Source organism: Streptomyces sp. SAJ15 (assembly GCF_007595705.1).
Taxonomy (GTDB): Bacteria; Actinomycetota; Actinomycetes; order Streptomycetales; family Streptomycetaceae; genus Streptomyces.
Genome location: NZ_NISY01000001.1, coordinates 1,159,711 through 1,184,736, shown reverse-complemented (window position 1 = coordinate 1,184,736; position 25,026 = coordinate 1,159,711). Strand labels below are relative to the sequence as shown.

Below are 25,026 nucleotides of genomic sequence, written 5' to 3'. Positions count from 1 at the left end.
GCGACGGCCAGCCAGACCACCGACGCGCCCGTCAGGGCGACGGGCGCGGCCGCGAGACAAGCGGCGCGGCCACGCGCGCACGGCGCAGACAGGCACGAGGGGCAGGCACGACGGCGGGCCGGAACGGGCAACGCCCGCTCGAAGACGCTGACACCCGCCACCACGGCAAGGCGCCACCCGCCAGACGAAGCGACCAGGCCGCGCGCACGGCGGAGACACCGCAAGGGGCGAGCGCAGCGAGAGGCCGGAACGACCAACGGCCACTCCAACACCGCGGGCCCCGTCAGGTCGTCGGTGAGCAGGCCCAGGGCTATGGGTCGGGACAGCGCCCGTTGGAGGCGGACCCGGCGAGGGAGCGGGTCAGCCCCGCACGCCGCGGAGGGCCATGGCGACGGCGGCCTCGGTGATGGTGTCCGGGTCTTCGGCGGCGCCGAGCTCGATACGGCGGACGGCGGCGTCGACCACGCCCTGGAGCAGCATGGCGGCCAGCCGGGGCTCCTGGTGGCCGAGGGTGCCGAGGGCGTCCACGACCATGGCGACCAGCCCGCCGTGGGCCGCGCGGATCTTCTCCCGGGCGCCGGCGTCCAGCTCCAGCGCGGAGATCGCGACCACGGCCCGGTGGCGCCGGTCGCCGACGAGCGTCAGCTGCTGGCGCACATACGCCTCGATCTTGTCCTCGGGCGTGTCGGCGCGCTCCATGGCGGCTTCGACCTCGGCGGCCCAGACGGGGAAGTCGACGGCGCACAGCTCTTCGACGACGGCCGCTCGGGAGCGGAAGTACTCATAGACCGAGGACCGCGCGAGGCCCGTGCGCTCGGCGAGGGCGGGGAAGGTCAACGCCTCCGTTCCACCCTCGGACAGCAGGGAGCGGGCGGCGTCCAGCAGGGCGCCGCGCTGCATCGTCCGGTGCTCAGCCACTGAGGCCGCTCGAATCCTTGGCACATGACCACTTTACGGAGCACCCGGCCGAGGGGCGATGTTGGAGGGACGATTCAGCGTCCGAGGTCCTGCAGTTTGGCCCGCAACTGGAGCACGGACTTGGTGTGGATCTGGCTGACCCGGCTCTCGGTCACGCCCAGGACCTGCCCGATCTCGGCCAGGGTGAGCCCCTCGTAGTAGTACAGGGTGACCACCGTCTTCTCCCGTTCCGGGAGCGTGTTGATGGCGCGGGCCAGCAGCCGGCGCAGCTCGCGGTCCTCGGCCACCTCGACCGGGTTGTCGGCGGCGGTGTCCTCCAGGGTGTCCATGAGGCTCAGTCCGTCGCCGCCCTCGCCGCCGACGTGCAGCATCTCCTCCAGCGCCACCACGTTGGCGAGCGACAACTGGCTGAAGAGACCGTGCAGTTCGTCCAGCGAGATCTGCATCTCGGCGGCGACCTCGGCTTCGGTGGGGGTGCGGCGCAGCGCCGCCTCGAGCGTGGCGTAGGCGCGTTCGACCTCGCGCGCCTTCTGGCGGACCGAGCGCGGGATCCAGTCCAGGGCGCGCAGTTCGTCGATCATGGCGCCGCGGATCCGGGTGATGGCGTACGTCTCGAACTTGATGGCCCGTCCGGGGTCGAACTTCTCGATGGCGTCGATGAGTCCGAACACGCCCGAGGAGACGAAGTCCGCCTGCTCGACATTGGACGGAAGCCCCACGCTGACCCGACCCGCCACGTACTTCACCAGCGGCGAGTAGTGCAGGATCAGCTGTTCCCGCAGTCGCTCGTCACCGGTGGCCTTGTACGTCCGCCACAGCTCGTCCAGCGATGAGGGCGCGGCGGGGCGCACGACACCGCGGGCAGCGGACGGCGCTGCCGTGCGGTCAGACCCGGAGATGTGCTGGGGCATTCGTCGCCTTGTGCCGTTCTGCGGAGATGAAGGTGTGGGGGTTGGAGTGCTGCGTTCCCGCCAGAAGCCTTGTGAGCGTAGCGTGACGGAGGCGTCGCGTTAAGCGATGAGACTCGATTGCGTGGTGTGGGGATACGGTCATCGCCCCAACCCTTTCACCCGATTGCCCCAAATTCAGGGACCGCCTCGCCGTGGGCCGCCCCGCCGACCGCCGGCGTGGTTCAACTCCCATCGATCGCCCTGTCGGTTGACGAATCCCAGCGCGAGCAGCTCCTGGAGCCGGCGGAGCGCCTCGTCGCGACCGGTCCCGGAGCCCCGGGCCACCTCTTCCACCTCGTTGCCGCCCCGCGCGGACAACGCTTCCAGGACGCGCGCCGTCACGGGATCGAGCGCGTCGCGTGCCACCACGGGTCCGCGCCGCTCGGGGGGCGGCTCCTCCCCCACCTGCCCGACCAGCTCGGTCACGTCCGCCACGTCGGTCACCAGAACGGCCTCCCCGCGCAGGAGTTCGTGCACCCCCGCGGAGAGAGCGCTGGTGACCGGGCCCGGCACCCCCATGACGACGCGGCCCAGGTCCCGGGCGCGGCGCGCGGTCACGAGGGAACCGCTGCGGTAGCAGGCCTCGACCACGACCGTGCCACGGGTGAGGGCCGCGATGACCCGGTTGCGGAGCACGAACCGACCGCGGGTGGGGTGGGCACCCGGCGGCAACTCGGCGAGGATCAGACCCTGTTCCGCGATGCGGGCGATCAACTCGGCGTGCCCGCGCGGGTAGGGCACGTCCACCCCGGAGGCGAGTACGGCGACGGTCGTCCCGCCGGCGGCCAGCGCCCCCCGATGAGCCGCCCCGTCCACGCCGTGCGCCGCGCCGGAGGTGACCACGAAGCCGCGCTCGGCGAGCCCCGCGCCGAGGGTGGTCGCGACCCGCGCGCCGTAGTCGGTGCAGGCCCGGGCGCCGACCACGGCGACCGACCGCAGCGCCCACAGCCGCAGCGACGCCCTGCCGCGGACCCACAGTCCGACCGGTCGGGCGTCCCCGAGGTCGTCCAACTGTCGAGGCCAGTCCAGGTCGCCGGGGCAGACGAAGGCGCCGCCCAGCCGGGCGATGGCGGCGAGGTCGGCCGCCGGGTCGAGGTCCGCGGCGCGGAGCGCGCAGCCGGCCAGCCGCTGCGGGCCCGCCCCGAGCGGGGGCGCCGCCTCGCCGATGAGCGCGCGCCACAGCTCCACGGGCCCGAGCTCCCGCAGCCACCGCCCCACCGTGGCGTCCCCGGGCTCGACCAGGCGGGTGAGCGCCGCCCTCGCCATCCGCTCCTGATCGGCGACCTCGGCCACCCCGACCTCGTCCGGCACCTCCGCCTCCTCAGACACCTCGGACACCTCGGACATCGGCTCCGGTGGGCGCCCCGCGCGGTGGGCCCGGCCGAGTCCGGCGCACCTCCCTCGTGTGCCGGGTCACCAGTCCGCCCCGACAGGCGTGCCGCGGGTGACGCCGGTGCGCAGCTCCAGAGCCCGGACCACGTCGTCGTGGGTGGGGCGGTCGTGGCCGGCGAGGTCGGCGATCGTCCAGGCGACGCGGAGCACCCGGTCCAGGCCGCGCGCGGTGAGCAATCCGCGCTCCAGATCGACCTCGGCCTCCCGCAGGGCGTCCGGCTCGACCGGCCAGCGCGTCCGCAGCTCGTGTCCCGGGACCTCGCTATTGGTGCTCCAGGGAGTGCCGGCGTAGCGGGCGAGGGAACGCTCCCGGGCCTCGCGCACCCGGGCGGCGACCCGGGCGGTCGGCTCGCTGTCGCCGGGTGGGCCGGCCAGCTCGGCGCGGCTCACCGGCGCCACATGGACCCGCAGATCGATCCGGTCCAGCAGCGGGCCGGAGAGCCGACCCTGGTAGCGGCGGATGGCCATGGGCGTGCAGTCGCAGCCCTCGCCGACCAGTGAGTAGCGCCCGCAGGGGCAGGGATTCGCGGCGAGCAGCAGCAGGAACCGGGCGGGCATCCGCATCATGCCCGCCGACCGGGCGATCACCACATGCCCGGACTCCAGCGGTTGCCGCAGCGCGTCCAGCGCCCGGCCGCTGAACTCGGGCGCCTCGTCCAGGAACAGCACTCCGCGGTGGGCCAGGGAGACCGCGCCCGGCCGCGGCATCCCGTTCCCGCCGCCGACGAGCGCGGCCATCGTGGCCGAGTGGTGCGGGGCGCAGTACGGCGGGGTGTCGACCAGGGGCTTGCCGGGCGGCAGCACCCCGGCCACCGAGTGCACGGCGGTGACCTCCAGGGCGTCCTGCGCGGCGAGCGGGGGCAGCAGTCCGGGGAGCCGCTCGGCGAGCATGGTCTTCCCGGCACCGGGCGGGCCCAGGAAGTACAGGTGGTGCGCCCCGGCGGCGGCGACCTCCAGGGCCCTGCGGGCCGCGTGCTGCCCGGCCACATCGGTCAGGTCCGGCTGGCGGGGGTCGCCGGCGACCCGGGACAGTACGCCGGTGCCGGTGCCGGCCCCGGGAACGGTGAGACCGGCCAGCATCGCGTCCGGCCGTCCGCTGTCGGCCGGCTCCGGTTCCTCCGGCACCGGCTCGTCGGTCAGCACCGCGATGAGCTGCCGCAGGCTCCGTACACCCAGCACCGAGACGCCGGGGACCAGAGCGGCCTCGGCGGCCGTCTGCTCGGGGACGACGACCTGGCGGTACCCCGAGTCGGCCGCCGCCAGCACCGCGGGCAGCACCCCGCGCACCGGCCGCACCCTGCCGTCGAGGCCCAGCTCGCCGATGAGCACCAGATCGGCGATCTCGCGCGGGTCGATGCGCTCCGCCGCGCCCAGCACCGCGCAGGCCACCGCCAGGTCGAAGCCGCTGCCCGCCTTGGGCACGGAGGCCGGGCTGAGCCCCACGGTGAGCTTCTTCTGCGGCCACTCGGCGCCGGAGTTGACCACGGCGGCGCGCACCCGGTCGCGGCTCTCGAACAGGCTCTTGTCCGGCAGCCCGACCAGTGTGAAGGCGGCCACCCCGGGCTCCAGGTCCGCCTGGACCTCCACCACCACGCCCTCGACGCCCACCAGCGCCACCGAGCAGGTGCGCGCGAACCCCATCAGGCGACCCCCCTGACGTGCTCGACGACGGGCCCGCCCCGGTCCGGCAGCACCACGCCCACCAGGTCGATCCGCACCCCGTCCGGCGGCGCGCCGCCACAACGCTCCAGCCAGCACTCGGCCAGCCGTCGCAGCCGCTCCGTCTTGCCGTGGGTGAGGGCCTCCATCGGGTGCTCGTACCCGTGCGACCTGCGGGTCTTGACCTCACAGACGACGAGGGTGTCGCCCTCGCGGGCGACGATGTCCAGCTCGCCCTCCCGGCACCGCCAGTTGCGCGCCAGCACCGTCATCCCGGCCTCGGTCAGCCGTCGGGCGGCCAGCTCCTCCCCGTACCGCCCGAGCGCTCGACGGGCCGCGTCCCGGCCGGGCGGCCTCGCCGTGCCTGTCGACCCCGCCGTCCCCGGGCCCCGTGCCGTCCCCGGGCCGAGCGTCGTCCCCGAGCGCTGGGTCGTCTTCCTCAGGCCCACGGTCGACCCCGAGCCCTGGGCCGTCTCCCCCGGGGCCACCGTCGAACCCGAGCCCTGGGTCATCCTCCCCGGGCCCGCGGGCGTCTCCGCTCCCGCGCACCGCCGCGTCCGCGACATCGGCACCACCTCCGGCACCGACTGTGACGCCTCCGCCCCACCTTGTTGGATCTTGGTGGACAACCGGGCGGATGTGGAAAACCCGATCACTCGAACGGGTGGTCATACTCGGCGCCGCGGCCCCGGAGGTCCGCGGCGCGGCCCCGGACGCGGGCTCGGCCGAGCGCCCTCGGACCGCGGGATCAGCCGCCCGGAAGGTCGAGGTCGCTCTTGTTCAGCTCCTCGATGTTCACGTCCTTGAAGGTGAGCACCCGCACCTGCTTGACGAAGCGGGCCGGCCGATACATGTCCCAGACCCAGGCGTCGGCCATCGACACCTCGAAGAACACCTCGCCCTGGACCGAGTGCACCTGCATCTCGTAGTCGTTGGTGAGGTAGAACCGCCGCTCGGTCTCGATCACGTATTTGAACAGTCCGACGACGTCGCGGTACTCCCGGTAGAGCTTCAGCTCCATCTCGGTCTCGTACTTTTCGAGGTCCTCGGCGCTCATGGCATGTTCCCCTTCAGCCGTGCGTCCCCCCATTGTGCGTCAGACACACTCAGTCTCCAGGATCACCGGTGAGGCCGGGGGTCCCTCGTCCAGCAGCGTACGCAGGAGTCCGGCGAGCCTGGTCGGGTACACGGTCTCACGGGTGGCGGCCAGTTCCTCGTACGTCCACCACCGGAGCCCGGTGACGCTGCGCCGCTCCAGGTCCGTATGGCCGCCCGTCTCGGTGGCGGTCCGCTCGGTGCGCCCCAGGTAGTACCACTCGTCCTGATCCCAGCGCCGGCCGTCGAAGGGGAAGGAGCACACCCGCCGCCAGAGCACGGGCCCCAGCTCCACCTCGGTGATGCCCGTCTCCTCGGCCAGCTCCCGGCGTGCCGCCTGCTCCCGGCTCTCGTCGCCCTCCAGCCCGCCGCCCGGCGTGAACCACCAGGTCGACGAGGGGTCGTCCGGCTCGAAGCCGTGCAGCAGCAGGATCCGGTCCTGCCGGTCCAACAGCACGACCCGGGCGACCCTGCGCAGCTCCTGCCCGCCCCCGGCCGCCGCCGCGGTCCCCGTGCCCATGTCCGGGTTCGTGTCCGCGCCCGCGTCCGCGTTCGCGCCCGGCATCGTCTCAGCCACCGACCGTCGCCGCCTTCCGTTCGCCCTTGTCCCGGCGCCGCGCCGCGATCTTGGCGATCGGGCCGTACGCCGCACCTCCCAGGATGAGCACGGCGCCGATGGTGACGGCGTAGGTGAGCGGTGTGACCGGGCCCGGCTCGGAGATCCCGCCGGGGAGGGCGGCGAAGCCGGTCGGCCGCTCCAGCATCCCCATGGCGTCCTGCGGCCAGACGACGGCGTCGACACGGGCCCGCACCGTGTCCCGGGGCACCGTGCCGTGGGCCCCGTCGGCCAGGTGCTCGGGCGAGTCCACCGAGTCGACCCGGTGGTCGCCGAGCAGGAACAGCTCACCCTTGGGCACGGTGGCGGAGAAGAAGCTGCTCGTGCCGGTGGCCTTGGTGTCGGGCAGATACGGTTCCTCGATCGGCTTGCCGTTGACCATCAGCCGGCCCCGCCGGTCGCAGCACTCGACCTTGTCGCCGTCGACGCCGACGACCCGCTTCACCATCGGCGTGTCGCCCCAGACCTTGTCCTGGAAGACGACGACGTCGCCGCGGCGCACCTCGTCGCCGTCTATTCGCTCGGCCAGCACCCGCGCGCCCTGCTTGATCGACGGCGCCATCGAGTTGGTCGGGACGGTGTACGGCTTGTAGAGGAACGCTCCCCAGGCGAATCCGCCGAGGAACAGCACGCAGCCGATGGCCACGGCCACCCCGGAGAGCACGCTGCCCCGGGTGCGCCTGCCGCCATCCGTGCTTCTGGCCCCGCTCATGCCCACTCCCACCCCGCGGAGGCGATGCCGTGTTCCGCGTAGAACATCCGGTTCCGTATGCCCTTCGGCATGGAATCGCACCCTACCCGGCAGTACGACGGCCGTCAGCCGTCGTACCCGACGCACCGGCCGTCACGCCCCGGCTTCGGCCATCGTCCGCGCGTCAGCCCTCGCTCCCGTGCCCGCTGCCGTTCCCGTCGCCGTCCTTGGCCAGGAGCCGGCGGCGGCGCCACAGCACGATCGGCAGCGCGCCCGCCAGTCCGAGGGCGGAGGGGGCCGCCGCCATCGCGGTGCTCAGCGCCGGCTGGTCGAAGGTGTCCGGCACGGGAAGCGTCGACCAGCGGTCGATCGGCCAGGCGACGACGATCGCACGGCCCACGACCCCTTCCACCGAGATCGTGCCCTTCTCCAGATCCTGGTGGTAGCGCGAGTCGAGCGAGTCCTGGCGGTGGTCGCCCATCACCCACAGCCGACCCTCCGGGACCTTCACCGGCCCGAACGGCTTGTCGTCGCAGGCGGTGTCGCCGGGGAAGATGTACGGCTCGTCGAGGGGCTTGCCGTTGACCTTGACCGGGCCGCCCTTCTTGCACTCCACCGTGTCGCCGCCGACCGCGATGACCCGCTTGATCAGGTCCTTCTCCTCAGCCGAAGGCATCAGCCCGATGAAGCTGAGCACCTTCTGGACGCCCTCCATGATCGGGCCGGAGTCCTGCGGCTCGGTCTCCCCGAGCCAGCCGCCCGGATCGTGGAAGACCACGACCTCGCCGCGCTCCGGCTCGGCTCCGAACCACGGGGTGAGCTTGTCCACCAGCACCCGGTCGCCGCGCTGGAGGGTGTTCTGCATCGAGTCGGACGGGATGGAGAACGCCTGCAGCAGGAAGGTCTTGATCAGGAGCGCCAGCAGCAGCGCGATACCGATCAGCAGCGGCAGCTCCTTCCAGAAGGAGCGCTGCTTCGGCTTCGGCTTCCTGTCGTCGGCGCCGTCGCCCCCGGGGGCCGCGCCGCTCCGGTCCTCGCCGTCACCATCGGAGCCGGCGGAGTCAGCGGAGTCACCGGCGGAGTCGGCGGAGCCGGGGGCGGAGTCGGCGGAGCCCGCGCGGGCGTCAGCGCCGCGGTCGCCGCCCTCGCCCCGCCCGGCCGCGGGGCCGCCCACGCCCTCGGCGTCCTCCCGGGCCGCCACCCCGGCCTGCGCTGCCCCGCCCGTGGGCCGCGTGCCCGCGGGCACCGCTTCGATACCGGCCGGCGCGCCGGCTCCCGCAAGCGCAGCGCGCTCGGCCCGCGCGTCGTTCTCGTGCCGCGGGGAACGCTCGGGTGAGGGTGGCACGGTCCCCGGAGCGCCGCCTACCGGAGCCGCGGCGCCCGGAGGTACGGCCCCCGGCACCCCGGCCCGTTCAGCCGTCTCCTCGACGGGCGCGCCCTCCGGCGGCCCGGGCTGCCGCTCGGGCTCCTCGTGACCGGATCGTGCGCCGACCGCCAAATCCCCCACATCCACTCCTCTTGCCGCACTGCCGCCTGTGCCACGAACGGCGCAGGCCCACCACTCCCATAACGAGCGGGAGTTCCGCAGGGGTCGGGAGCTGGACCATTCCGTGCTGGTCCATGGGGGCAAGCCTATGCTCCGAGCCGCCGTCCGCCCGTGTCGTCGCCGTCGGCGCGTCCCGCACGGAGGCGTATGTTTCGGGCTCCTCCAGTCGCCGCCAGTGTCCGAACGGCCACGCGATGACCATGGCCCGGCCGACCACCAGGTCCTCCGAGATCGTGCCCTGCCCCTCCTCGTCGAGGTGGTAGCGCGAGTCCGCGGAGTCCTCGCGGTGGTCACCCATCACGAAAAGCCGTCCCTTGGGCACGGTGACCTTGAACTTCACCTCCGAGGGCCGGTTGCCGGGATGCAGATAGGACTCGTTCAGCGGGGTTCCGTTGACGGTGACCCGACCGTCCTTGTCGCAGCACTCCACCGTGTCGCCACCGACGCCGATGACGCGCTTGATGAGGTCCTGCTCGTCGTCGGAGGGCAGCAGCCCGATGAAGGTCAGGAACTGCTTGCCCTGCTTGATGACGACCGGATCCTCCTTGGGGGGCTTGCGCTCGTCCTTCAGCCAGTCGCCCGGGTCCTTGAAGACCACCACGTCCCCGCGCTCCGGCTTGGCGCCGAACCACGGGGTCAGCTTGTCCACCAGCACGCGGTCGCCGATCCGGATCGTCTGCTCCATCGAGCCGGACGGGATCACGAACGCCTGCACCAGGAAGGTCTTGAGCACCAGCGCGATCAGCAGCGCCACGCCGACCAGGATCGGTATCTCCTTGACGGCCGAGCGGCGCCGCCGACGCTTGATGCGGCGCAGGGTCTTCCGCCGCTCCGCGCGACCGACCGGCGCACGCCTCGGCGCACGCCCCGGCGGGCGCATCTCCTCGCCCGCGCCCGTATCCGTGCCTGTATCCAGGCCCGTGCTCGTGTCCGGAACGGCGCCCCGCGCGGGGCCCGACGCCCGGCGGCTGCCGTAGCGGGGGCGCCCACGGCTACCCATGCGCGCCTCCCGGCGCTCCGGCGCCCGCCCGCTCGCTCGGCGCGTCACCACCGCTCGCACCGCCATGGGCGCCCCCGTGCGCCCCGCTGGGCTCCGGCACCCGATCGAACGCCCGGGGCCGGTCCACCGACGTCCAGCGGCCGATCGGCCAGCCGATCCAGTCGACCCTGCCGATCACCTTGTCGAGCGGGACACCGCCGCCGCCCGGCGCACCGAGGCGGTCGCGGGAGTCGCGGGAGTCCGAGCGGTGGTCGCCCATGACCCACAGCCGCCCGCGCGGCACCACGATGTCGAAACGCACCTGAGAGGGGGCGTCCCCCGGATACAGGTAACCCTCCTCGTCCACGGATTCCCCGTTCACGCTGATCCTCCCCCGTCTGTCGCAGCAGGTGACGCGGTCACCGCCGACGCCGATCACGCGCTTGATGTAGTCGGTCTCGGCCGGCTCGGCCAGTCCGACGGCCGCCCCGACCTTGCGCAGGAGCCCGGTCACCGGATTCTCCTGGGGCCCCTCCGGCGCGAAGGAGCCCGCGCCGTCGAAGACCACCACATCGCCGCGACGCGGCTCATCCCCGAAACGGTACGCCAGCTTGTTGACCATGACACGGTCTCCGGGCCGGAAGGTGTTCTCCATCGAGCCGCTGGGGATCAGGAAGGGCTGCACGACAAAGCTGCTCAGCAGCAGCACCACGGTGCAGCAGACCGCTGTGATCAGGACGTACGTCCGCCAGCTCCGCCACCGGGAGCCGTCCTGCGACGGCTCGCCCGGGTCGGAGGCATCCGCCGGGTCGGAGGCATCCGCCGAGTCGCGGGCGTCCCCCGACTCTGGGACATCCCCCGCATGTCGACCGCCGTCCCGCGACTCGGCTGCGGCCACAGCGTCCCGGCCCTCCCCCGAGCGGGAAGCGGTCCCCGCGTCCCGGCCGTCCCCCGAGCCGGAGTCAGTCCCCGCAGCGTCCCGGCCGTCTCCCGAGCCCGAGTCAGTCCCCGTCTCCGAGACCTCCCGCTGGTCCGAGAGAACCCGCGAACGCGAAGAGCGCGACCCCTCCTCCATCCCCTCGTCGGGTGCGGAAGAGCGGTCGCGCTCTGAGCGCTTCGCGAGCTGTGCCTCGGTGCCGGTCTCGGTGTCCATCGGGCCCAGAGCCTATCCGGCCGGGCCCGCCGGACCCCCGGCGCCTGCTCAGTTCTCGCGCTTCTCCTTGATCTTCGCGGCCTTGCCGCGCAGCTCACGCAGGTAGTACAGCTTGGCGCGACGCACGTCACCGCGGGTCACGACCTCGATCTTCTCGACGATCGGGGTGTGCACCGGGAAGGTGCGCTCGACGCCGACGCTGAAGCTGACCTTGCGGACGGTGAAGGTCTCGCGCACGCCCGAGCCCTGGCGGCGGATCACGACGCCCTTGAACTGCTGCACACGGGAGCGGTTGCCCTCGATGACGCGGACGTGGACGTTGACCGTGTCACCGGGACGGAAGCCCGGGATGTCGCTGCGCAGCGACGCGGAGTCGACGGTGTCGAGCACGTGAGACATGATCGTCTGCTTTCCTCGCTGATGCCACAGGTCATCAGCGGTACGTTGGGAGTTGTCGGTTGCCGCGCCCCGGGCCGAAGGGCCGTTCGCGGCTCTGTGCCCGGCGGCGTCGTGTCCCCCTGTGGCAGGGGCGCGCGCCGGACGCACAGCAGCTGCCTATTGTTCCACGGACTCGCCCGGGCGCCCAAATCGACCGTCCGGCAGCTGCTCCCAGCCCAGCTCGGCCAGCAGCCTGCGGTCGTGCTTGTCCAGCGCCGCCGGATCGCAGCGCTCGATCAGATCGGGACGGTTGCGGCTGGTGCGGCGGAACGCCTCGTCCCGCCGCCAGCGGGCGATCTTGCCGTGGTGCCCGCTGACCAGCACCTCGGGGATGCCGCGGCCGCGCCACTCCGGCGGCTTGGTGTAGACGGGACCTTCCAGCAGGTCCGCCATGGCGCCGGGCGCGAAGGAGTCGTCGCGGTGGGACTCGGCGTTGCCCAGTACACCGGGCAGCAGTCGTGCCACCGCCTCGGTGATCACCAGGACCGCCGCCTCGCCGCCGGCCAGGACGTAGTCGCCGATGGAGACCTCGTAGACATCGAGGCTCTCGCCGTACGCCTCGATGACGCGGCGGTCGATGCCCTCGTAACGGGCGGGCGCGAAGATCAGCCACGGGCGCTCGGAGAGCTCGACGGCCAGCGTCTGGGTGAACGGGACGCCGCTGGGCGTCGGCACGACCAGCACCGGCTTCCCGGTCGCCGCGCCACCGCCGGCGGAGTCCTCCCGCTCGCCGCCGACGGAACCCGCGTCCGCGCCCGACGCGATGATCTCGTCCAGCGCCTCGCCCCACGGCTCGGGCTTCATCACCATGCCGGGGCCACCGCCGTACGGCGTGTCGTCGACCGTGTGGTGCCGGTCGTGCGTCCAGGCGCGCAGATCGTGCACGCGCACATCGAGCTGGCCGCGGGCGCGCGCCTTGCCGACCAGCGAGACGTTCAGCGGCTCCAGGTACTCGGGGAAGATCGTGACGACGTCGAGCCGCATCAGGACTCGTCCCGGTTGGAGGCGATCTCGGCCTGGGCCTCGTCCAGGAGTCCCGGCGGCGGGTCGATGACCGCCCGCTGCGCCTCCAGGTCGATCTCCGGCACGATCTCGGAGACGAAGGGCACCAGGACCTCGCTGCCGTCGGGGCGCTCCACGACCAGCAGGTCCTGGTACGGCAGGTGCGAGATCTCGGAGATCCGGCCGACCTCGGTGCCGTCCACGGTGACCACGTCGAGGTCGACCAGCTGGTGGTCGTAGAACTCCTCGGGGTCCTCCGGGGTCTCCTCGGGGTCGACATCCGCGATCAGCAGCACGTTCCGCAGCGCCTCCGCGGCCGTACGGTCCGCGACCCCGGCGAAGCGCAGCAGCAGCCGTCCGCTGTGCACCCGGCCGGTCTCGATGGTCAGCGGGCCCACCGAGGCGGGCTCGGTGGCCAGCCGGGCGCCCGGCGCGAGCCGCTGCTCCGGCTCGTCCGTCCGCACCTCCACCGTGACCTCGCCCTTGATGCCGTGGGCGCGGCCGATCCGCGCGACTACCAACTGCACTTAGCTCAAGTCCTTCTGCACTCAGCTCACGTCCCTTCGCCCGCGCCGTCTCGCGCCGGCCGGGCCTGTCACCCGCGCCGCGCCCCCCGAACGGGCCTGTCACCGCACCGTCGGCGCGGGCCCGGGCCTGTCGCCCGTATCACGCACACGGGCCGGGAACGGCAACTGCCGCCCCCGGCCCGTGCCGGTACTCCTTGCCGCTGCTCAGCGGACCTGGTCCACGTCGACGAGGTCGACCCGGATGCCCCGGCCGCCGATCGCGCCCACGACGGTCCGCAGAGCGCGCGCGGTGCGGCCGTTACGGCCGATCACCTTGCCGAGGTCGTCGGGGTGCACCCGGACCTCCAGCACGCGCCCACGGCGCAGGTTGCGCGAGGCGACCTGCACGTCGTCGGGGTTGTCGACAATGCCCTTCACCAGATGCTCAAGGGCTTCCTCAAGCATGCTGCTCAGGCTTCGGTCGACTCGGTGGACTCGGCCTCGGCAGCCTCGTCCGCCTTCTTGTCAGCCTTCTTGGCCTTCGGGGTGATGGCCTCACCCTTGGCCTCGTCGCCCTCGAGCGCCTTGGCGAAGGCGTCGAAGGAGGCGCGCTTGTCTTCCTTGGTCGCCGGGGCCAGCAGCGGCTTCTCCGGGGCCGGCAGGCCCTTGTGCTTCTGCCAGTCGCCGGTGAGCTTCAGGATGGCCAGAACCGGCTCGGTCGGCTGGGCGCCGACGGACAGCCAGTACTGGGCGCGCTCCGAGTTCACCTCGATGCGCGACGGGTTGTACGTCGGGTGGTACAGACCGATCTCCTCGATGGCCCGGCCGTCACGGCGGGTGCGGGAGTCGGCGACGACGATGCGGTAGTGAGGCGAACGGATCTTGCCCAGACGCTTCAGCTTGATCTTGACTGCCACGGGAGTGGTGTCTCCTGGTCTTGACGTGGTGGGGCACAACGAGATGCCACGTGGGGTTGCGGTACCCGAGTGCCCGATGGACGCGTCAGCCGGAGGAGAGAGGGGTCCTATGCGACTGTCGAGTACAGCTGACCATTGTGCCACACCGCGGCGGCGACACCGCACGCTGGTCGCGCCGCCGCGGTCGCCCGGACCCCCGCCCCGATGACCGGCATGGCGCCCATGGCCGGACCGGCGGGACGCGGAGTCCGACCACTCAGGCGGCGGCGGCCTCGGGGATCCGGAACGGCTGGCCACACCCTCCGCACATGATCGGCGCCTGCGCCAGGACCGAGGGGACGACCCGGACGTTGCGCCCGCAGTCGCAGACCGCCTTCACCCGGACCCCTCCACCGGAGGAGCCGTGCCGCGCGGCCGGACCCCGGAAGGTCCGGGCGGTGTCGGCGGCGGTGGCGACGGTGTGCGCCTTGAGCGCGCGCTGCAACCGGTCGATCGTCGGCCGATACCGCTTTCTCGCCTCGGGGCTGAGGCTGACCAGGGAGAAGCCGCTACTGGGGTGTGGCTCCTCACCGTGCTCAAGCCCCAACTCCTCGGCGATCGCCAGAAAACGGCGATTGTGATAGCGGCCGGCGCGCGAGGTGTCCCGGATGCCGCGGGCGGCGGCGATGCCGTGGACTGCCTCGTGCAGCAGCCTCTCGAAGGAGAGCTCGGCTCCGCAGGCGGACGACGACTCTCCGATCAACGATTCGGGCGCGGCGAGATCCGGCAGCTCGGGGTGGTGCCGTTGAATGTCGGCCCACGCCTGCGCCAGCTCCGCGGCGAGAACAGGTGGTGTCGTGCTCACGTCGTGACAACGAGTCGGGACCGCCTGGTGTTCCGATTCCGGGCCATCCCAAATAATTTGCACGTACCAGTCAGTTCACGCTGATGCGACCCGACGAGGGCGGGTGCGCCAATGTGTGGACGAGCCCGCGCAGCTCCCACCAAGGCGGTACGTACCCGCGCGTACGCCCCGGCGCGTAGGCAATGCCCACGCGCCGGGACAACACCACGTCGTCGGCCCACGTGTCCGTGACCGAGCGACCCCGATCAGTAAGCGCGCGCGACGATGGCGACGTTACCGGGTGCGTCATCGGCGTCCGGCACCGACCCGTCCTCGGCCACCAGGCAGCGCACCGACACCGCCTCGCCGGCCAGCACCGCCTCGCCCTCGGGGCCCAGGTCGGCCCACGGGATACGAGCCCAGCCGCCGGCGGCCGCCACCTCGGCGGCCTCCGCCACGGTGCGCACGTCCTTGGTGCGGGCCTCGCGGCGCTCGCGCGACTGGCGCAGCAGCAGCGCCTGGTCCTCTTCCAGGATCTTCGGCAGCAGGTCGGTCAGCGCCTCGATCCGCACCGGCTCCTTACCGCCCGGGATCCGGCGGGCCACCATCGCGGTGCCGTTCTCCAGGTCGCGGGGGCCGACCTCGATGCGGACCGGGACGCCCTTGAGCTCCCAGTCGACGGCGCGCCGGCCGAACGGGGTGTCGGTGCGGTCGTCGACCTGCACCCGCACGCCCGCCGCGCGCAGCCGGTCGCCCAGCTCGCGGACCTTGGCGATCACCGCGTCATCGCCCTTGATCGCCAGCACGACGGCCTGCACCGGCGCCAGGCGCGGCGGCACGCGCAGCCCGTTGTCGTCGCCGTGCGACATGATCAGACCGCCGACCATGCGGGTCGACACGCCCCAGGAGGTCTGCCAGACCAGCTCCTGCTTGCCGTCCTTGGACAGGTAGGAGGTGTTGAACGCCTTCGCGAAGTTCTGGCCGAGCTCGTGGCTGGTGCCCAGCTGCAGCGCCTTGCCGTCGCCCATCATGCCCTCGAGGGTGAGGGTGTTGATCGCGCCGGCGAAGCGCTCCTTGGGGGTCTTGCGGCCCAGCACCACGTCGATGCCCAGCACGTTGACCATGAAGTCGTAGTAGACGTCACGGTGGATGCGGGCGGCGTAGTCGCGGGCGTCCTCGTAGGAGGCGTGCGCGGTGTGGCCCTCCTGCCAGAGGAACTCGCTGGTGCGCAGGAAGACGCGGGGGCGCATCTCCCAGCGCACCACGTTCGCCCACTGGTTGATCAGCAGGGGCAGGTCGCGGTAGCTCTGCACCCACTTCGAGAAGTACTCGTTGATGATCGTCTCGGAGGTGGGCCGGACCACGACCGGCTCTTCCAGCTCCTTGCCGCCGCCGTGCGTGACGACCGCCAGCTCGGGGGCGAAGCCCTCGACGTGCTCGGCTTCCTTCGTCAGGTACGACTGCGGGATGAACAGGGGGAAGTACGCGTTGGAGGCGCCCACGGCCTTGATGCGGGCGTCCATCTCCTGCTGCATCCGCTCCCAGAGCCCGTACCCGTACGGTCGGATGACCATGGTGCCGCGCACGGGGCCGTTGTCGGCCAGCTCGGCCTTGTTGATCAGATCCTGGTACCAGCGCGGGAAATCTTCCGCCTGGGGGGTGAGTACGGGAGCCTTTGCCATGCCGCAGATCGTACGGCGCTGGCGCGCGGAATCGTGAATCGGGCCGCGGCGGCGACGGCCGCGCGACCTCCGCGCGGGGCGTGGCGGCGCGACGCGCGCACGGGGGCGCATCGGGGCGTACCGAGGCGCACGTGGGGGGCATGCAAGCACGGCCGTCGCAACTCTGGACGCGCGCGCGGAAGCGCTGTTGGCTGGCATGAGGGACCGCCGCGAGCTGAACCGGGCGGCGGTTCCGGCACGGCCGGGGGGCCACACGTCACGGGCAGCACCACGCGCACACTTCACGGGCACTTACCTGGGGGGCGGACCTCGACACGGCACGCTCACGGCGGATTGAGGCGCTTTCGATGACACCGAGGACACCGACGCTCGCACAGCCGCACCACCGGAACCCGCACCCGTACGACTCCACCGACGCGACGACGATCGGCACGGCCGAGGCGACCGGCGGGGGTGGCCCGGCGGACCGCCCGGCCGACGCCGGCTCCCTCGTCGGCCGCCCCACCGGCGCCGGCTCGGGCACCCTGCGGCCCGCCGCGGACGCCCGCGGACGCGCCGTCGACTGGGCCGAGATCCAGGAGAGGATGCTGGCCCCGCTCTACGAGGCGGTCTACGACCGGCTCTCGGTGGGTGCCGAAACGCGTCTGCTGGCCCTGCGCTGCGGCGCCGGCCTGTCCCTGCTGATGGCCGCCGCCCGAGGTGCCGCGGTGTACGGGGTCGAGGCCGACCCGGAGCGGCGGGCGCTGGCCGGGGAACGGCTGGCGCGGCGCACCGGCGAGGTGCGGGAGTCGGGGGCGCGAGAGCCCGACGGCGCGTCGGAGCACGGCGGGCGCACCCCGCGGACGTCCCGCGCGCTGCCCGCCCCGGAGCCCGACGGCCCGCGCTTCTCGGTGGTGACCGCCTTCGAGGTGCCGCCGCCGCTGGGCGGCGACGCGACCGGGGCGCTGGTCGAGGAGGTGCGGTCGGCCGCCGCCCGCACCGAGCGCGGCGGCGCCGTCGTCCTGGCCGGCTGGGGACCGCCCGAGCGGTGCGCGACCTCCGCGGTGCTGCGGGTGGCCGCGCGGCTGGCGGACCCGATGTGCGCCGCCGCGCGGTGGCGCCCCTGCGGCCGCGACGACCTGGAGCGCATCGCCGACCGCGCGGGCCTGCGCCCGGACGGCTCCGGCCGGGTGGCCTGCCCCTTCGGCTACGCCGACCCGGACAGCGCGGTCCGCGGCCTGTTGTCCACCGGGCTCTTCGACCCGGCGGAGCGGGCGACCGACCTCGCCCAGGTGGCCAAGGAGATCGCGGAGGCGGTGCATCCACACCAGCGCCATGACGGCACGGTGTGGATGCCCAACGTCTTCCGCTACCTCATCACGCGGGTCTGAAGAGACGCGCACGTCGCCGTAACGCGTCGAGCGCGCATGCGGTTTCCCTTGCGGCGCCCGGTTGTCCCGAGCGCTCGTCCGCGCGGAGTCGCCCGGCGATCCGCGGAGCGGAAACGCTACGGGGTTCACGGGGCGGTGCGTTTCGTACGCCCGCCCCGAGGCCCGTTACTTGCCGCCCAGCATGTCCTTGAACTCTGCCGGCAGTTCGAAGTCCGCCGCGCTCTGGCCGGCGCCCGGCAGCCCGAACGCGCCGCCGTCCTCGCCCTCCGCCCTGCGCTGCGCGGCGGCGGCCTCCTCGGCCTTCCGCTTCATCGGGTTGCCGCTGCGCTGGCGCCCCTTGGCCTGCTTCTGCTTCTTCTTCTGCCGGCCCGGGCCGCCGCCCATGCCCGGCACGCCCGGCAGCCCCGGCATGCCGCCGCCCTGGGCCATCCGCGACATCATCTTGCGCGCCTCGAAGAAGCGCTCGACGAGGTTCTTCACCGCGCTCACGTCGACGCCGGAACCGCGGGCGATACGGGCGCGCCGGGAGCCGTTGATGATGGTCGGGTCCTGGCGCTCGCCCGGCGTCATCGACTTGATGATCGCGGCGGTGCGGTCCACGTCCCGCTCGTCGAGGTTGTTGATCTGCTCCTTGATCTGCCCCATGCCGGGCAGCATGCCGAGCAGCTTGGAGATGGAGCCCATCTTCCGGACCTGCTCCATCTGGGCCAGGAAGTCGTCGAGCGTGAACTCCTTGGGGCCCTTCGCCAGCTTGGCCGCCATCTTCTCGGCCTCTTGCTGGCTGAAGGTCTGCTCGGCCTTCTCGATGAGCGAGAGCATGTCGCCCATGCCGAGGATGCGGGACGCCATGCGGTCCGGGTGGAACGCGTCGAAGTCGTCCACCTTCTCGCCGTTGGAGGCGAACATGATCTGCTTGCCGGTGATGTGCGCGATGGAGAGCGCGGCACCACCGCGGGCGTCGCCGTCGAGCTTGGAGAGCACCACGCCGTCGAAGCCGACGCCGTCGCGGAACGCCTCTGCGGTGTTGACCGCGTCCTGACCGATCATGGCGTCGACGACGAAGAGGACCTCGTCGGGCTGGACCGCGTCGCGGATGTCCGCGGCCTGCTGCATCATCTCGGCGTCGATGCCGAGGCGGCCGGCGGTGTCGACGATGACGATGTCGTGGACCTTGGACTTCGCGTGGCCGATCGAGTCCTTGGCCACCTGGACCGGGTCGCCCACGCCGTTGCCCGGCTCCGGCGCGTACACCGCGACGCCGGCGCGCTCGGCGACGACGCTCAGCTGGTTGACGGCGTTCGGCCGCTGGAGGTCACAGGCGACCAGCAGCGGGCTGTGCCCCTGCCCCTTGAGCCACCAGGCCAGCTTTCCGGCGAGGGTGGTCTTACCGGCACCCTGCAGACCGGCGAGCATGATGACGGTCGGCGACTGCTTGGCGAAGCGGAGGCGCCGGGTCTCACCGCCCAGGATCTTGATCAGCTCGTCGTTGACGATCTTGATGACCTGCTGCGCCGGGTTCAGCGCCTGGGAGACCTCGGCGCCGAGGGCCCGCTCCTTGACCTGCTTGATGAAGGCCCGGACGACGGGGAGCGCGACATCCGCTTCCAGTAGGGCGATGCGGATCTCACGCGCCGTGGCGTCGATGTCCGCCTCGGAGAGGCGGCCCTTGCCCCGGAGGTTCTTGAACGTAGCTGCGAGGCGGTCGGAAAGGGTATCGAACACGGTGGTCGCGAATCCTTCTGGTCGGATGTCGGGTCGGTGGTCGGCCTCCAAGGGTATCCGCACGCTGCGGGAACGGTCTGCCCCCGTGCCGCCGACAGCGGCGGCGGAATCCGCGGCCGGGGCGCGTGCGGCGGCTCCGCCCCGCTCCGCCGGTGCCCGTCGAACCGGGACCCGCGCCCAGGGCCCCTGGTCGGCGAGGGTGCGCTAGTCGGCGAGGGCCCGCTCGATCTTCCGGGCCAGCTCCGCCGCCTCCGCGTCCGGCAGCGGCGCCCCGCCCGGCCCCGTCACGTAGAACGCGTCCACCGCGTTGGATCCCAGCGTGCTCACGTGCGCGCTGCGGACCCGCGCCCCGGCGCCCTCCAGGGCCCGGCCGATGCGATGCAGCAGACCGGGGGCGTCCTGGGCCCGCACCTCGATCACCGTGGCGTGCTGGGAGCCGTCGGGGGCGACGGTGACCCGCGGCGGCGGGGCCTGCGGCCCGCGGCGGCGCGGGTACCGCGCGTACGCGGCCTCCCGCTCGGCGAGCCGGGCGGCGATGTCGAGCGAGCCGTCGAGCGCCCGCAACAGGTCCTTGCGCAGCCGTACGGGCTCCGGCAGCGAGCCGTACTCGGCGGCGACCCGCCAGCTCAGCACCAGCGCGTAGCCGGGTGCGGCCCCGGGGGAGGCCGCGTCCGGGGCCGTCAGCTCGGCCGGCAGCTCCACGGAGCGCAGGTCCGCCGCGCGGACCGTCAGCCGGTGCAGGGCCAGCACCCCGGCGGCCGCCGGGAGCACCCCGGGCTGGTCCGGCACGGCGATCAGGAGCTCCACCCCTATGGGCTCGGTTCCGGTCGGCTCGGTTCCGGTCGACCCGACGTCCGTCGGTTGGCGCGCGGGCTCCGCGGTGCCGGCGGCCGCCGTCGCCCCGTCCGGGCAGGCGCGCAGGGCCAGCACCGGGCCGCCGGTGCGCCATGCCTCGACGGCGAGCCGTTCCTGCTGGGCGGTGGTCCGCGGCGCGGGCGCACGGGCCGGCTGCGGCTCGCCGTCGAGCCGCGCGGAGACCCGGCCGACCAGGTCGGCGACGAGGGAGCCGCGCCAGGCGCTCCAGGCGGCGGGCCCGGTGGCGAGCGCGTCGGCCTCGGTCAGCGCGTGCAGCAGCTCCAGCGTGGAGCGGCCACCGACGGCCTCGGCGACCGTCCGTACGGTCGCCGGGTCGTCCAGGTCGCGCCGGGTGGCGGTCTCGACCAGAAGCAGGTGGTGGCGGGCGAGAGCGGCCAGGACGGCCGTGTCGGCGGCGTCGAAGCCGACCCTGGCGGCGATCTCCCGGACGACGGCCTCGCCGGCCTCCGAGTGGTCGCCCGGCCAGCCCTTGCCGATGTCGTGCAGCAGCGCCCCGACCAGCAGCAGGTCCGGGCGGTCCACCCGGCGGGTGAACGCGGTGGCCCGCACCGCCGTCTCCACCAGGTGCCGGTCCACGGTCCAGCGGTGCACGGGGTTGCGCTGCGGCCGGAAGCGGACCCGTTCCCACTGCGGCAGCAGCGCGGAGATCAGGCCCTCGGCCTCCAACGCCTCCCACACCGGCACCGTCGAGTCGCCCGCCCCCAGCAGGGTCACCAGCTGGTCGCGGGCCTCGGCGGGCCACGGCACCGGCAGCGGGTGCTCGGCGGCGACCGCGGCCAACCGACGGACCGCGTGCGGCGACAGCGGCAGCCCGGCCTGGGCCGCGGCCGCCGCGGCGCGCAGCGGGAGCACCGGGTCCCGCTCGGGGCGCGCGCTGCGGGCCAGCACCACCTCGCCGTCCTGCTCGACGACGCCCTCGGCCAGCGGGCGGCGGCCGCCGGCCGCGTCACCGCCCGGCACCCGCCCGCCGCGCCCGGCCAGCAGTCCGCGCAGCCGCGGCCGGGCCGACCGCGCGCGCAGCACCCGACCGACCTCGCGCCAGGTGACGTCGGCGGCGTAGGCGACCGTACGCGCCGCCTCGTAGACCTGCCGCAGCAGCGCGTCGGCGTCCGCCAACCCCAGACCGGCGGCCACCTGGTCCTGCTCCTGGAGCGCGAGCCGGTCGGTGGCCCGCCCGGTGGCCAGATGCAGCGCGTCGCGCGTGTCCAGAAGCCGCCCGCGCGCCTCCTCCAGCCCCTCGCGCGGGGCGTCGGCGAGCCAGGAGGCGGCGATGGCGCGCAGGGCGGTGGCGTCGCGCAGCCCGCCACGCGCCTCCTTGAGATCGGGTTCGAGCAGGAAGGGGAGCTCGCCGTGGCGGCGGGCGCGCTCCTGGCACATCTCCCGCAGCTCGGGCAGTCGCTTGGGGGCCCGGGCACGCCAGTCGGCGAGGAGCGTGGTGCGCAGCGCGGCGGTGAGCGCGGGGTCGCCCGCGATGTGCCGGGCGTCCAGCAGCCCCAGGTGGGCCTTGAGGTCCTCGGCCGCGGTTCTGCGGGCCTGGGCCGGGGTGCGCACCGAGTGGTCGAGGTCCAGGCCCATGTCCCACACCGGATACCAGACGCGGTCGGCGAGCGCCGCGACGGCGGCCGGGTCCGCCCTGTCCTCGTGCAGCAGCAGCACATCGAGGTCGCTGCGCGGGGACAGCTCCCCGCGCCCGTAGCCGCCCACGGCGACCAGCGCCACGCCGGGCGCGTCCCCCAGCAGCGCGGCCAGCCAGGCGTCGGTCAGCCGGGCCAGCGCCGCCCGGCGCGGGGCGCCCGTGCGCGGCTCCTCCTGGAGAAGCCGCAGCCGGGCCGCCGCGTAGCCGCCGGGCCCCGGGCCGCTGGTGTCGGTCATGGTGACGCTCTCCGTCAACTCGGGCTCCTTCGTGACGTCAGCTGTACGCCGGAGGGTCGGGCCCGCCGGCTTTCGCACCGCCCTCCGGCGAGCGCCGAGCCGAACGGCTCGGCACGTCCGGGCCCACCGGACCGCCCCGGCAGGCGCCGGAGGGCGGCGCCCCCGACTCGGCGGATCCGGCTCCGTCGGACCAGCCGCCTTCGCCAGACGCCGAGCCAGGCGGCTGGCTCCGAACGTCCGGGCGCACCGCCGCAACGGAAGGGCCCCGGCAGGCGCCGGAGGGCGCCGCCCCCCGACCCGGCGGATCCGGCTCCGTCGGACCCGGACCGTCCACCGGACGCCCCCTCCCGAGCCCACCACCCGGAACACCCGGCCCCGAACCACCGCCCCACCACATCCCGAGAGGCGCCGGCCCCACCGGCACCGCCCCGATGTCGACGCGTTCGCCGACGGCCGGGCGACGGCGAGGCACCGGCCCGCGCCACCCGCGGTGTCCCGCGGTCCCGGTTGGCCTTGGCCGGCGACGCCTGCTGGCGGTGCGCACCGATGGCGGGCCCACGCTGGTCCCCGACGGGGCCGCCGCTCCCCCGTGAAGCCAGGCCCGGCAGACCGTGTCCGGAAGACCCGATCCCCGGGTGACGGCTCCCGCCGGGAAGCCGTCGCCGGCCGTTCGCCCCCGGCCTCGGCTCGGCCTGTCGGCCGCCGCCCGGCCCGCCCGAGGGCCGGACCCGCGCGGCGGCCGGTGCCGGTGACCGGTGGTCCCGCCCCCGCCGGGACCTTCCATACGCCGCCGGCCGTCCGGCCCCGGGGCGCCCGGCCCCGACGGGTGACCCGACGGGCCGAGGTACAGGCCCCGTGGACCGGGGCCGCGCGGCCGTCGGAGAAGGCCGGTCACGGTAGGCAGCGCCGCCGCGCACCGCCCCGCGGGGCCCCGACCGCGAGGCCGCCGACCGGAGAGGGCCGCACGTCCCGCCAGGCGTCCTCCACGGGACCGCCCGGCCTGCCGGAACTCCCGACTCCCGGCTCCCGGTGCGCCAAGCCCCCGGCCACCCGAGCCACCGAGCACCGGCCCTCCGGAACACCCGGGCGGCCGGCCCGGTCAGGCCAGTCGGCCCGGCCGGCCCGGTCGGGCCCGCTCACGCGGGGTGCTACAGCGCCTCGGGGCCGCGCTCGCCCGTGCGGACGCGGACCACCGTGTCCACGGGGATGCTCCACACCTTCCCGTCGCCGATCTTGCCGGTGTGGGCGGCCCGGACGAGGACGTCGATGACGTCGTCGGCGTCGTCGTCCTCGACGAGTACCTCTATGCGCACCTTCGGCACCAGGTCGATCTTGTACTCGGCGCCTCGGTAGACCTCGGTGTGGCCGCGCTGCCGTCCGTAGCCGCTGGCCTCGCTGATGGTCAGGCCCTTGACCCCGAACGCCTGGAGGGCCTCCTTGATCTCGTCGGACTTGAACGGCTTCACAACCGCGGTGATGAGCTTCATGCGTCCACCTTCTTGCTGATCGGGGCGGCGGCGGCCTCGGCCGGCCGGGGCGCCGCGGTGCGGCCGGTCGGCGCGCCGCCCACCGCGCTGAAGTCGTACGCCGTCTCGGCGTGGAACGCCTGGTCGACGCCGCTGACCTCGTCGTCCTCGCTGGCTCGGAAGCCGATGGTGGAGTCGACGAGCTTGGCCAGGAGGTAGGAGACGACGAAGGAGAACGCCATCACCGAGAAGGCACCGACCGCCTGCCTGCCCAGCTGCTCCAGGCCGCCGACGCCGTCGATGGCGAGCACGCCGACCAGCAGCGTACCGATCACACCGCCGACCAGGTGGACGCCGACGACGTCCAGCGAGTCGTCGAAGCCCAGCTTGAATTTCCAGCTGACCGCCCAGGAGCAGGCGACGCCGGCGACCAGGCCGATGAGGATCGCGCCGAAGGCGTTGACCGCGGCGCCGGAGGGGGTGATGGCGACCAGGCCGGCGACCGCGCCGGAGGCCGCGCCCAGGGTGGTGAACGCGCCGTGCCGGATGCGCTCGTAGGCGAGCCAGCCGAGCATCGCGGCGCCGGTGGCGACCTGGGTGTTGAACGCCATGGTGGCGGCGGTGCCGTTGGCGGCCAGCGCGGAGCCGGCGTTGAAGCCGAACCAGCCGAACCACAGCAGCGCGGCGCCGAGCATCACCAGGGGCAGGCTGTGCGGTCGCATCGGGTCCTTCTTGAAACCGATCCGCTTGCCGACCACCAGCACCGCGGCGAGCGCGCCGACGCCGGCGTTGATGTGCACCGCGGTACCGCCCGCGAAGTCGATCACCTCAAGCTGGAACAGCCAGCCGTCGGCCTGCCATACCCAGTGCGCGACCGGGAAGTAGACGACGCTCACCCACAGCGTGATGAACAGCGCCCAGGCGCTGAACTTCACCCGGTCCGCGAGCGCGCCGCTCATCAGGGCGGGCGTGATGATCGCGAACATCAGCTGGAAGAGCGCGAAGGCGAGGACCGGGATGCCCTCCTTGCCACCGGTCAGCGTCTCCGGGTCGATGCCCTTGAGGCCGATGTGGCTGAAGTCGCCCAGCAGCCCGCCCCCGATGTCGTCACCGAAGGTGAGCGAGTACCCGTACAGCACCCACAGCACGCTGACGATGCCGAGCGAGATGAAGGACATCATCAGCATGTTGAGGGCACTTTTCACCCGCACCATGCCGCCGTAGAAGAAAGCCAGGCCGGGCGTCATCAGCATCACGAGCGCGGCACTGATCAAGACGAATGCCGTGTCTGCACCATTCAATGTCGACGTCTCCCTCGAAGCGGCGGCCCGTGCGGGAAGTGGAGAAAGGGAT

General features: G+C 73.4%; 23 protein-coding genes. 1 reads left to right on the top strand and 22 read right to left on the bottom strand.

All coding sequences use genetic code 11. The features are described from left to right. Window positions 1-360: 360 nt before the first annotated feature. The 18 genes from CD790_RS05195 to proS all read right to left on the bottom strand — a co-directional run bounded on the left by CD790_RS05195 (window position 361) and on the right by proS (window position 16,367). The gene (locus CD790_RS05195) at window positions 361-918 is read right to left on the bottom strand and encodes a TetR/AcrR family transcriptional regulator (RefSeq protein ID WP_144381732.1); all 558 of its coding nucleotides are present in this window, start codon (window positions 916-918) and stop codon (window positions 361-363) included. A gap of 74 nt (window positions 919-992) precedes the next feature. After that, window positions 993-1,829 carry an RNA polymerase sigma factor WhiG gene (gene whiG / locus CD790_RS05190; protein ID WP_144381731.1) on the bottom strand — a complete coding sequence of 279 codons (837 nt, stop codon included), beginning with the start codon at window positions 1,827-1,829 and terminating at the stop codon, window positions 993-995. A gap of 174 nt (window positions 1,830-2,003) precedes the next feature. Then, entirely contained in the window at window positions 2,004-3,134 is a 1,131-nt protein-coding gene (gene dprA / locus CD790_RS05185; RefSeq protein WP_260867356.1) for a DNA-processing protein DprA, read from the bottom strand. Window positions 3,135-3,281: 147 nt separating this feature from the next. Then, window positions 3,282-4,901, bottom strand: coding sequence for a YifB family Mg chelatase-like AAA ATPase (locus CD790_RS05180; RefSeq protein WP_144381729.1), 1,620 nt, complete (start codon window positions 4,899-4,901; stop codon window positions 3,282-3,284). Continuing rightward, window positions 4,901-5,431, bottom strand: coding sequence for a YraN family protein (locus CD790_RS36755; protein WP_144381728.1), 531 nt, complete (start codon window positions 5,429-5,431; stop codon window positions 4,901-4,903). The genes CD790_RS05180 and CD790_RS36755 overlap by 1 nt, the downstream gene beginning before the upstream one ends. Window positions 5,432-5,667: 236 nt before the next feature. After that, a complete protein-coding gene (locus CD790_RS05170; protein WP_009714730.1) occupies window positions 5,668-5,976 on the bottom strand; it encodes a DUF2469 domain-containing protein in 309 nt (102 codons plus the stop codon). A gap of 39 nt (window positions 5,977-6,015) precedes the next feature. After that, window positions 6,016-6,534 (bottom strand): NUDIX hydrolase, encoded by a 519-nt coding sequence (locus tag CD790_RS05165; RefSeq protein WP_144381929.1) that lies wholly within the window; start codon window positions 6,532-6,534, stop codon window positions 6,016-6,018. Window positions 6,535-6,583: 49 nt separating this feature from the next. Beyond that, window positions 6,584-7,342, bottom strand: a complete 759-nt coding sequence (lepB, locus tag CD790_RS05160) for a signal peptidase I (RefSeq protein ID WP_144381727.1) — start codon at window positions 7,340-7,342, stop codon at window positions 6,584-6,586. A 163-nt stretch (window positions 7,343-7,505) separates the two neighbouring features. Continuing rightward, entirely contained in the window at window positions 7,506-8,495 is a 990-nt protein-coding gene (gene lepB / locus CD790_RS05155) for a signal peptidase I (RefSeq protein ID WP_144381927.1), read from the bottom strand. 238 nt (window positions 8,496-8,733) lie between these two features. After that, the gene (lepB, locus tag CD790_RS05150) at window positions 8,734-9,867 is read right to left on the bottom strand and encodes a signal peptidase I (protein ID WP_144381726.1); all 1,134 of its coding nucleotides are present in this window, start codon (window positions 9,865-9,867) and stop codon (window positions 8,734-8,736) included. Continuing rightward, a complete protein-coding gene (gene lepB / locus CD790_RS05145) occupies window positions 9,860-10,744 on the bottom strand; it encodes a signal peptidase I (RefSeq protein WP_222108218.1) in 885 nt (294 codons plus the stop codon). The genes lepB (CD790_RS05150) and lepB (CD790_RS05145) overlap by 8 nt, the downstream gene beginning before the upstream one ends. 303 nt (window positions 10,745-11,047) lie before the next feature. After that, window positions 11,048-11,398, bottom strand: a complete 351-nt coding sequence (gene rplS, locus CD790_RS05140) for a 50S ribosomal protein L19 (RefSeq protein ID WP_144381725.1) — start codon at window positions 11,396-11,398, stop codon at window positions 11,048-11,050. Between the two features lie 156 nt (window positions 11,399-11,554). Then, window positions 11,555-12,421, bottom strand: a complete 867-nt coding sequence (gene trmD, locus CD790_RS05135) for a tRNA (guanosine(37)-N1)-methyltransferase TrmD (protein ID WP_144381724.1) — start codon at window positions 12,419-12,421, stop codon at window positions 11,555-11,557. Next, window positions 12,421-12,966, bottom strand: coding sequence for a ribosome maturation factor RimM (gene rimM / locus CD790_RS05130; protein ID WP_144381723.1), 546 nt, complete (start codon window positions 12,964-12,966; stop codon window positions 12,421-12,423). Before rimM ends, trmD begins: the two co-directional genes overlap by 1 nt. A gap of 204 nt (window positions 12,967-13,170) precedes the next feature. Then, window positions 13,171-13,410, bottom strand: a complete 240-nt coding sequence (locus CD790_RS05125) for an RNA-binding protein (RefSeq protein WP_005311361.1) — start codon at window positions 13,408-13,410, stop codon at window positions 13,171-13,173. Between the two features lie 5 nt (window positions 13,411-13,415). Then, window positions 13,416-13,862 (bottom strand): 30S ribosomal protein S16, encoded by a 447-nt coding sequence (rpsP, locus tag CD790_RS05120; protein ID WP_144381722.1) that lies wholly within the window; start codon window positions 13,860-13,862, stop codon window positions 13,416-13,418. A 256-nt stretch (window positions 13,863-14,118) separates the two neighbouring features. Next, entirely contained in the window at window positions 14,119-14,706 is a 588-nt protein-coding gene (locus CD790_RS05115; protein WP_144381721.1) for a hypothetical protein, read from the bottom strand. Between the two features lie 245 nt (window positions 14,707-14,951). Continuing rightward, window positions 14,952-16,367, bottom strand: a complete 1,416-nt coding sequence (gene proS / locus CD790_RS05110) for a proline--tRNA ligase (protein WP_144381720.1) — start codon at window positions 16,365-16,367, stop codon at window positions 14,952-14,954. 584 nt (window positions 16,368-16,951) lie between these two features. Here proS and CD790_RS05105 point away from each other — a divergent pair. Next, entirely contained in the window at window positions 16,952-17,737 is a 786-nt protein-coding gene (locus CD790_RS05105) for an SAM-dependent methyltransferase (protein WP_144381926.1), read from the top strand. Window positions 17,738-17,902: 165 nt separating this feature from the next. On the opposite strand, the gene ffh is transcribed toward CD790_RS05105, so the two are convergent. From ffh to CD790_RS05085, 4 genes are all read right to left on the bottom strand, one after another. Further along, a complete protein-coding gene (ffh, locus tag CD790_RS05100; protein WP_144381719.1) occupies window positions 17,903-19,459 on the bottom strand; it encodes a signal recognition particle protein in 1,557 nt (518 codons plus the stop codon). A gap of 204 nt (window positions 19,460-19,663) precedes the next feature. Then, complete coding sequence (locus CD790_RS05095; protein ID WP_399216954.1) at window positions 19,664-22,225, bottom strand: [protein-PII] uridylyltransferase; 2,562 nt, start codon at window positions 22,223-22,225, stop codon at window positions 19,664-19,666. A gap of 1,130 nt (window positions 22,226-23,355) precedes the next feature. Beyond that, window positions 23,356-23,694, bottom strand: coding sequence for a P-II family nitrogen regulator (locus CD790_RS05090; RefSeq protein WP_144381718.1), 339 nt, complete (start codon window positions 23,692-23,694; stop codon window positions 23,356-23,358). Further along, window positions 23,691-24,974, bottom strand: coding sequence for an ammonium transporter (locus tag CD790_RS05085; RefSeq protein WP_144381717.1), 1,284 nt, complete (start codon window positions 24,972-24,974; stop codon window positions 23,691-23,693). The genes CD790_RS05090 and CD790_RS05085 overlap by 4 nt, the downstream gene beginning before the upstream one ends. Window positions 24,975-25,026 lie beyond the last annotated feature (52 nt).

Coding starts and splice junctions, on each gene's coding strand:
- whiG (WP_144381731.1), bottom strand. CDS start 1,829: ATGCCCCAGCACATCTCCGGGTCTGACCGCACGGCAGCGCCGTCCGCT.
- trmD (WP_144381724.1), bottom strand. CDS start 12,421: ATGCGGCTCGACGTCGTCACGATCTTCCCCGAGTACCTGGAGCCGCTG.
- CD790_RS05090 (WP_144381718.1), bottom strand. CDS start 23,694: ATGAAGCTCATCACCGCGGTTGTGAAGCCGTTCAAGTCCGACGAGATC.
- CD790_RS05165 (WP_144381929.1), bottom strand. CDS start 6,534: ATGGGCACGGGGACCGCGGCGGCGGCCGGGGGCGGGCAGGAGCTGCGC.
- CD790_RS05180 (WP_144381729.1), bottom strand. CDS start 4,901: ATGGGGTTCGCGCGCACCTGCTCGGTGGCGCTGGTGGGCGTCGAGGGC.
- lepB (WP_144381726.1), bottom strand. CDS start 9,867: ATGGGTAGCCGTGGGCGCCCCCGCTACGGCAGCCGCCGGGCGTCGGGC.
- CD790_RS05105 (WP_144381926.1), top strand. CDS start 16,952: ATGCTGGCCCCGCTCTACGAGGCGGTCTACGACCGGCTCTCGGTGGGT.
- dprA (WP_260867356.1), bottom strand. CDS start 3,134: ATGGCGAGGGCGGCGCTCACCCGCCTGGTCGAGCCCGGGGACGCCACG.
- CD790_RS36755 (WP_144381728.1), bottom strand. CDS start 5,431: ATGACCCAGGGCTCGGGTTCGACGGTGGCCCCGGGGGAGACGGCCCAG.
- CD790_RS05170 (WP_009714730.1), bottom strand. CDS start 5,976: ATGAGCGCCGAGGACCTCGAAAAGTACGAGACCGAGATGGAGCTGAAG.
- lepB (WP_144381727.1), bottom strand. CDS start 7,342: ATGAGCGGGGCCAGAAGCACGGATGGCGGCAGGCGCACCCGGGGCAGC.
- CD790_RS05125 (WP_005311361.1), bottom strand. CDS start 13,410: ATGCTTGAGGAAGCCCTTGAGCATCTGGTGAAGGGCATTGTCGACAAC.
- proS (WP_144381720.1), bottom strand. CDS start 16,367: ATGGCAAAGGCTCCCGTACTCACCCCCCAGGCGGAAGATTTCCCGCGC.
- rplS (WP_144381725.1), bottom strand. CDS start 11,398: ATGTCTCACGTGCTCGACACCGTCGACTCCGCGTCGCTGCGCAGCGAC.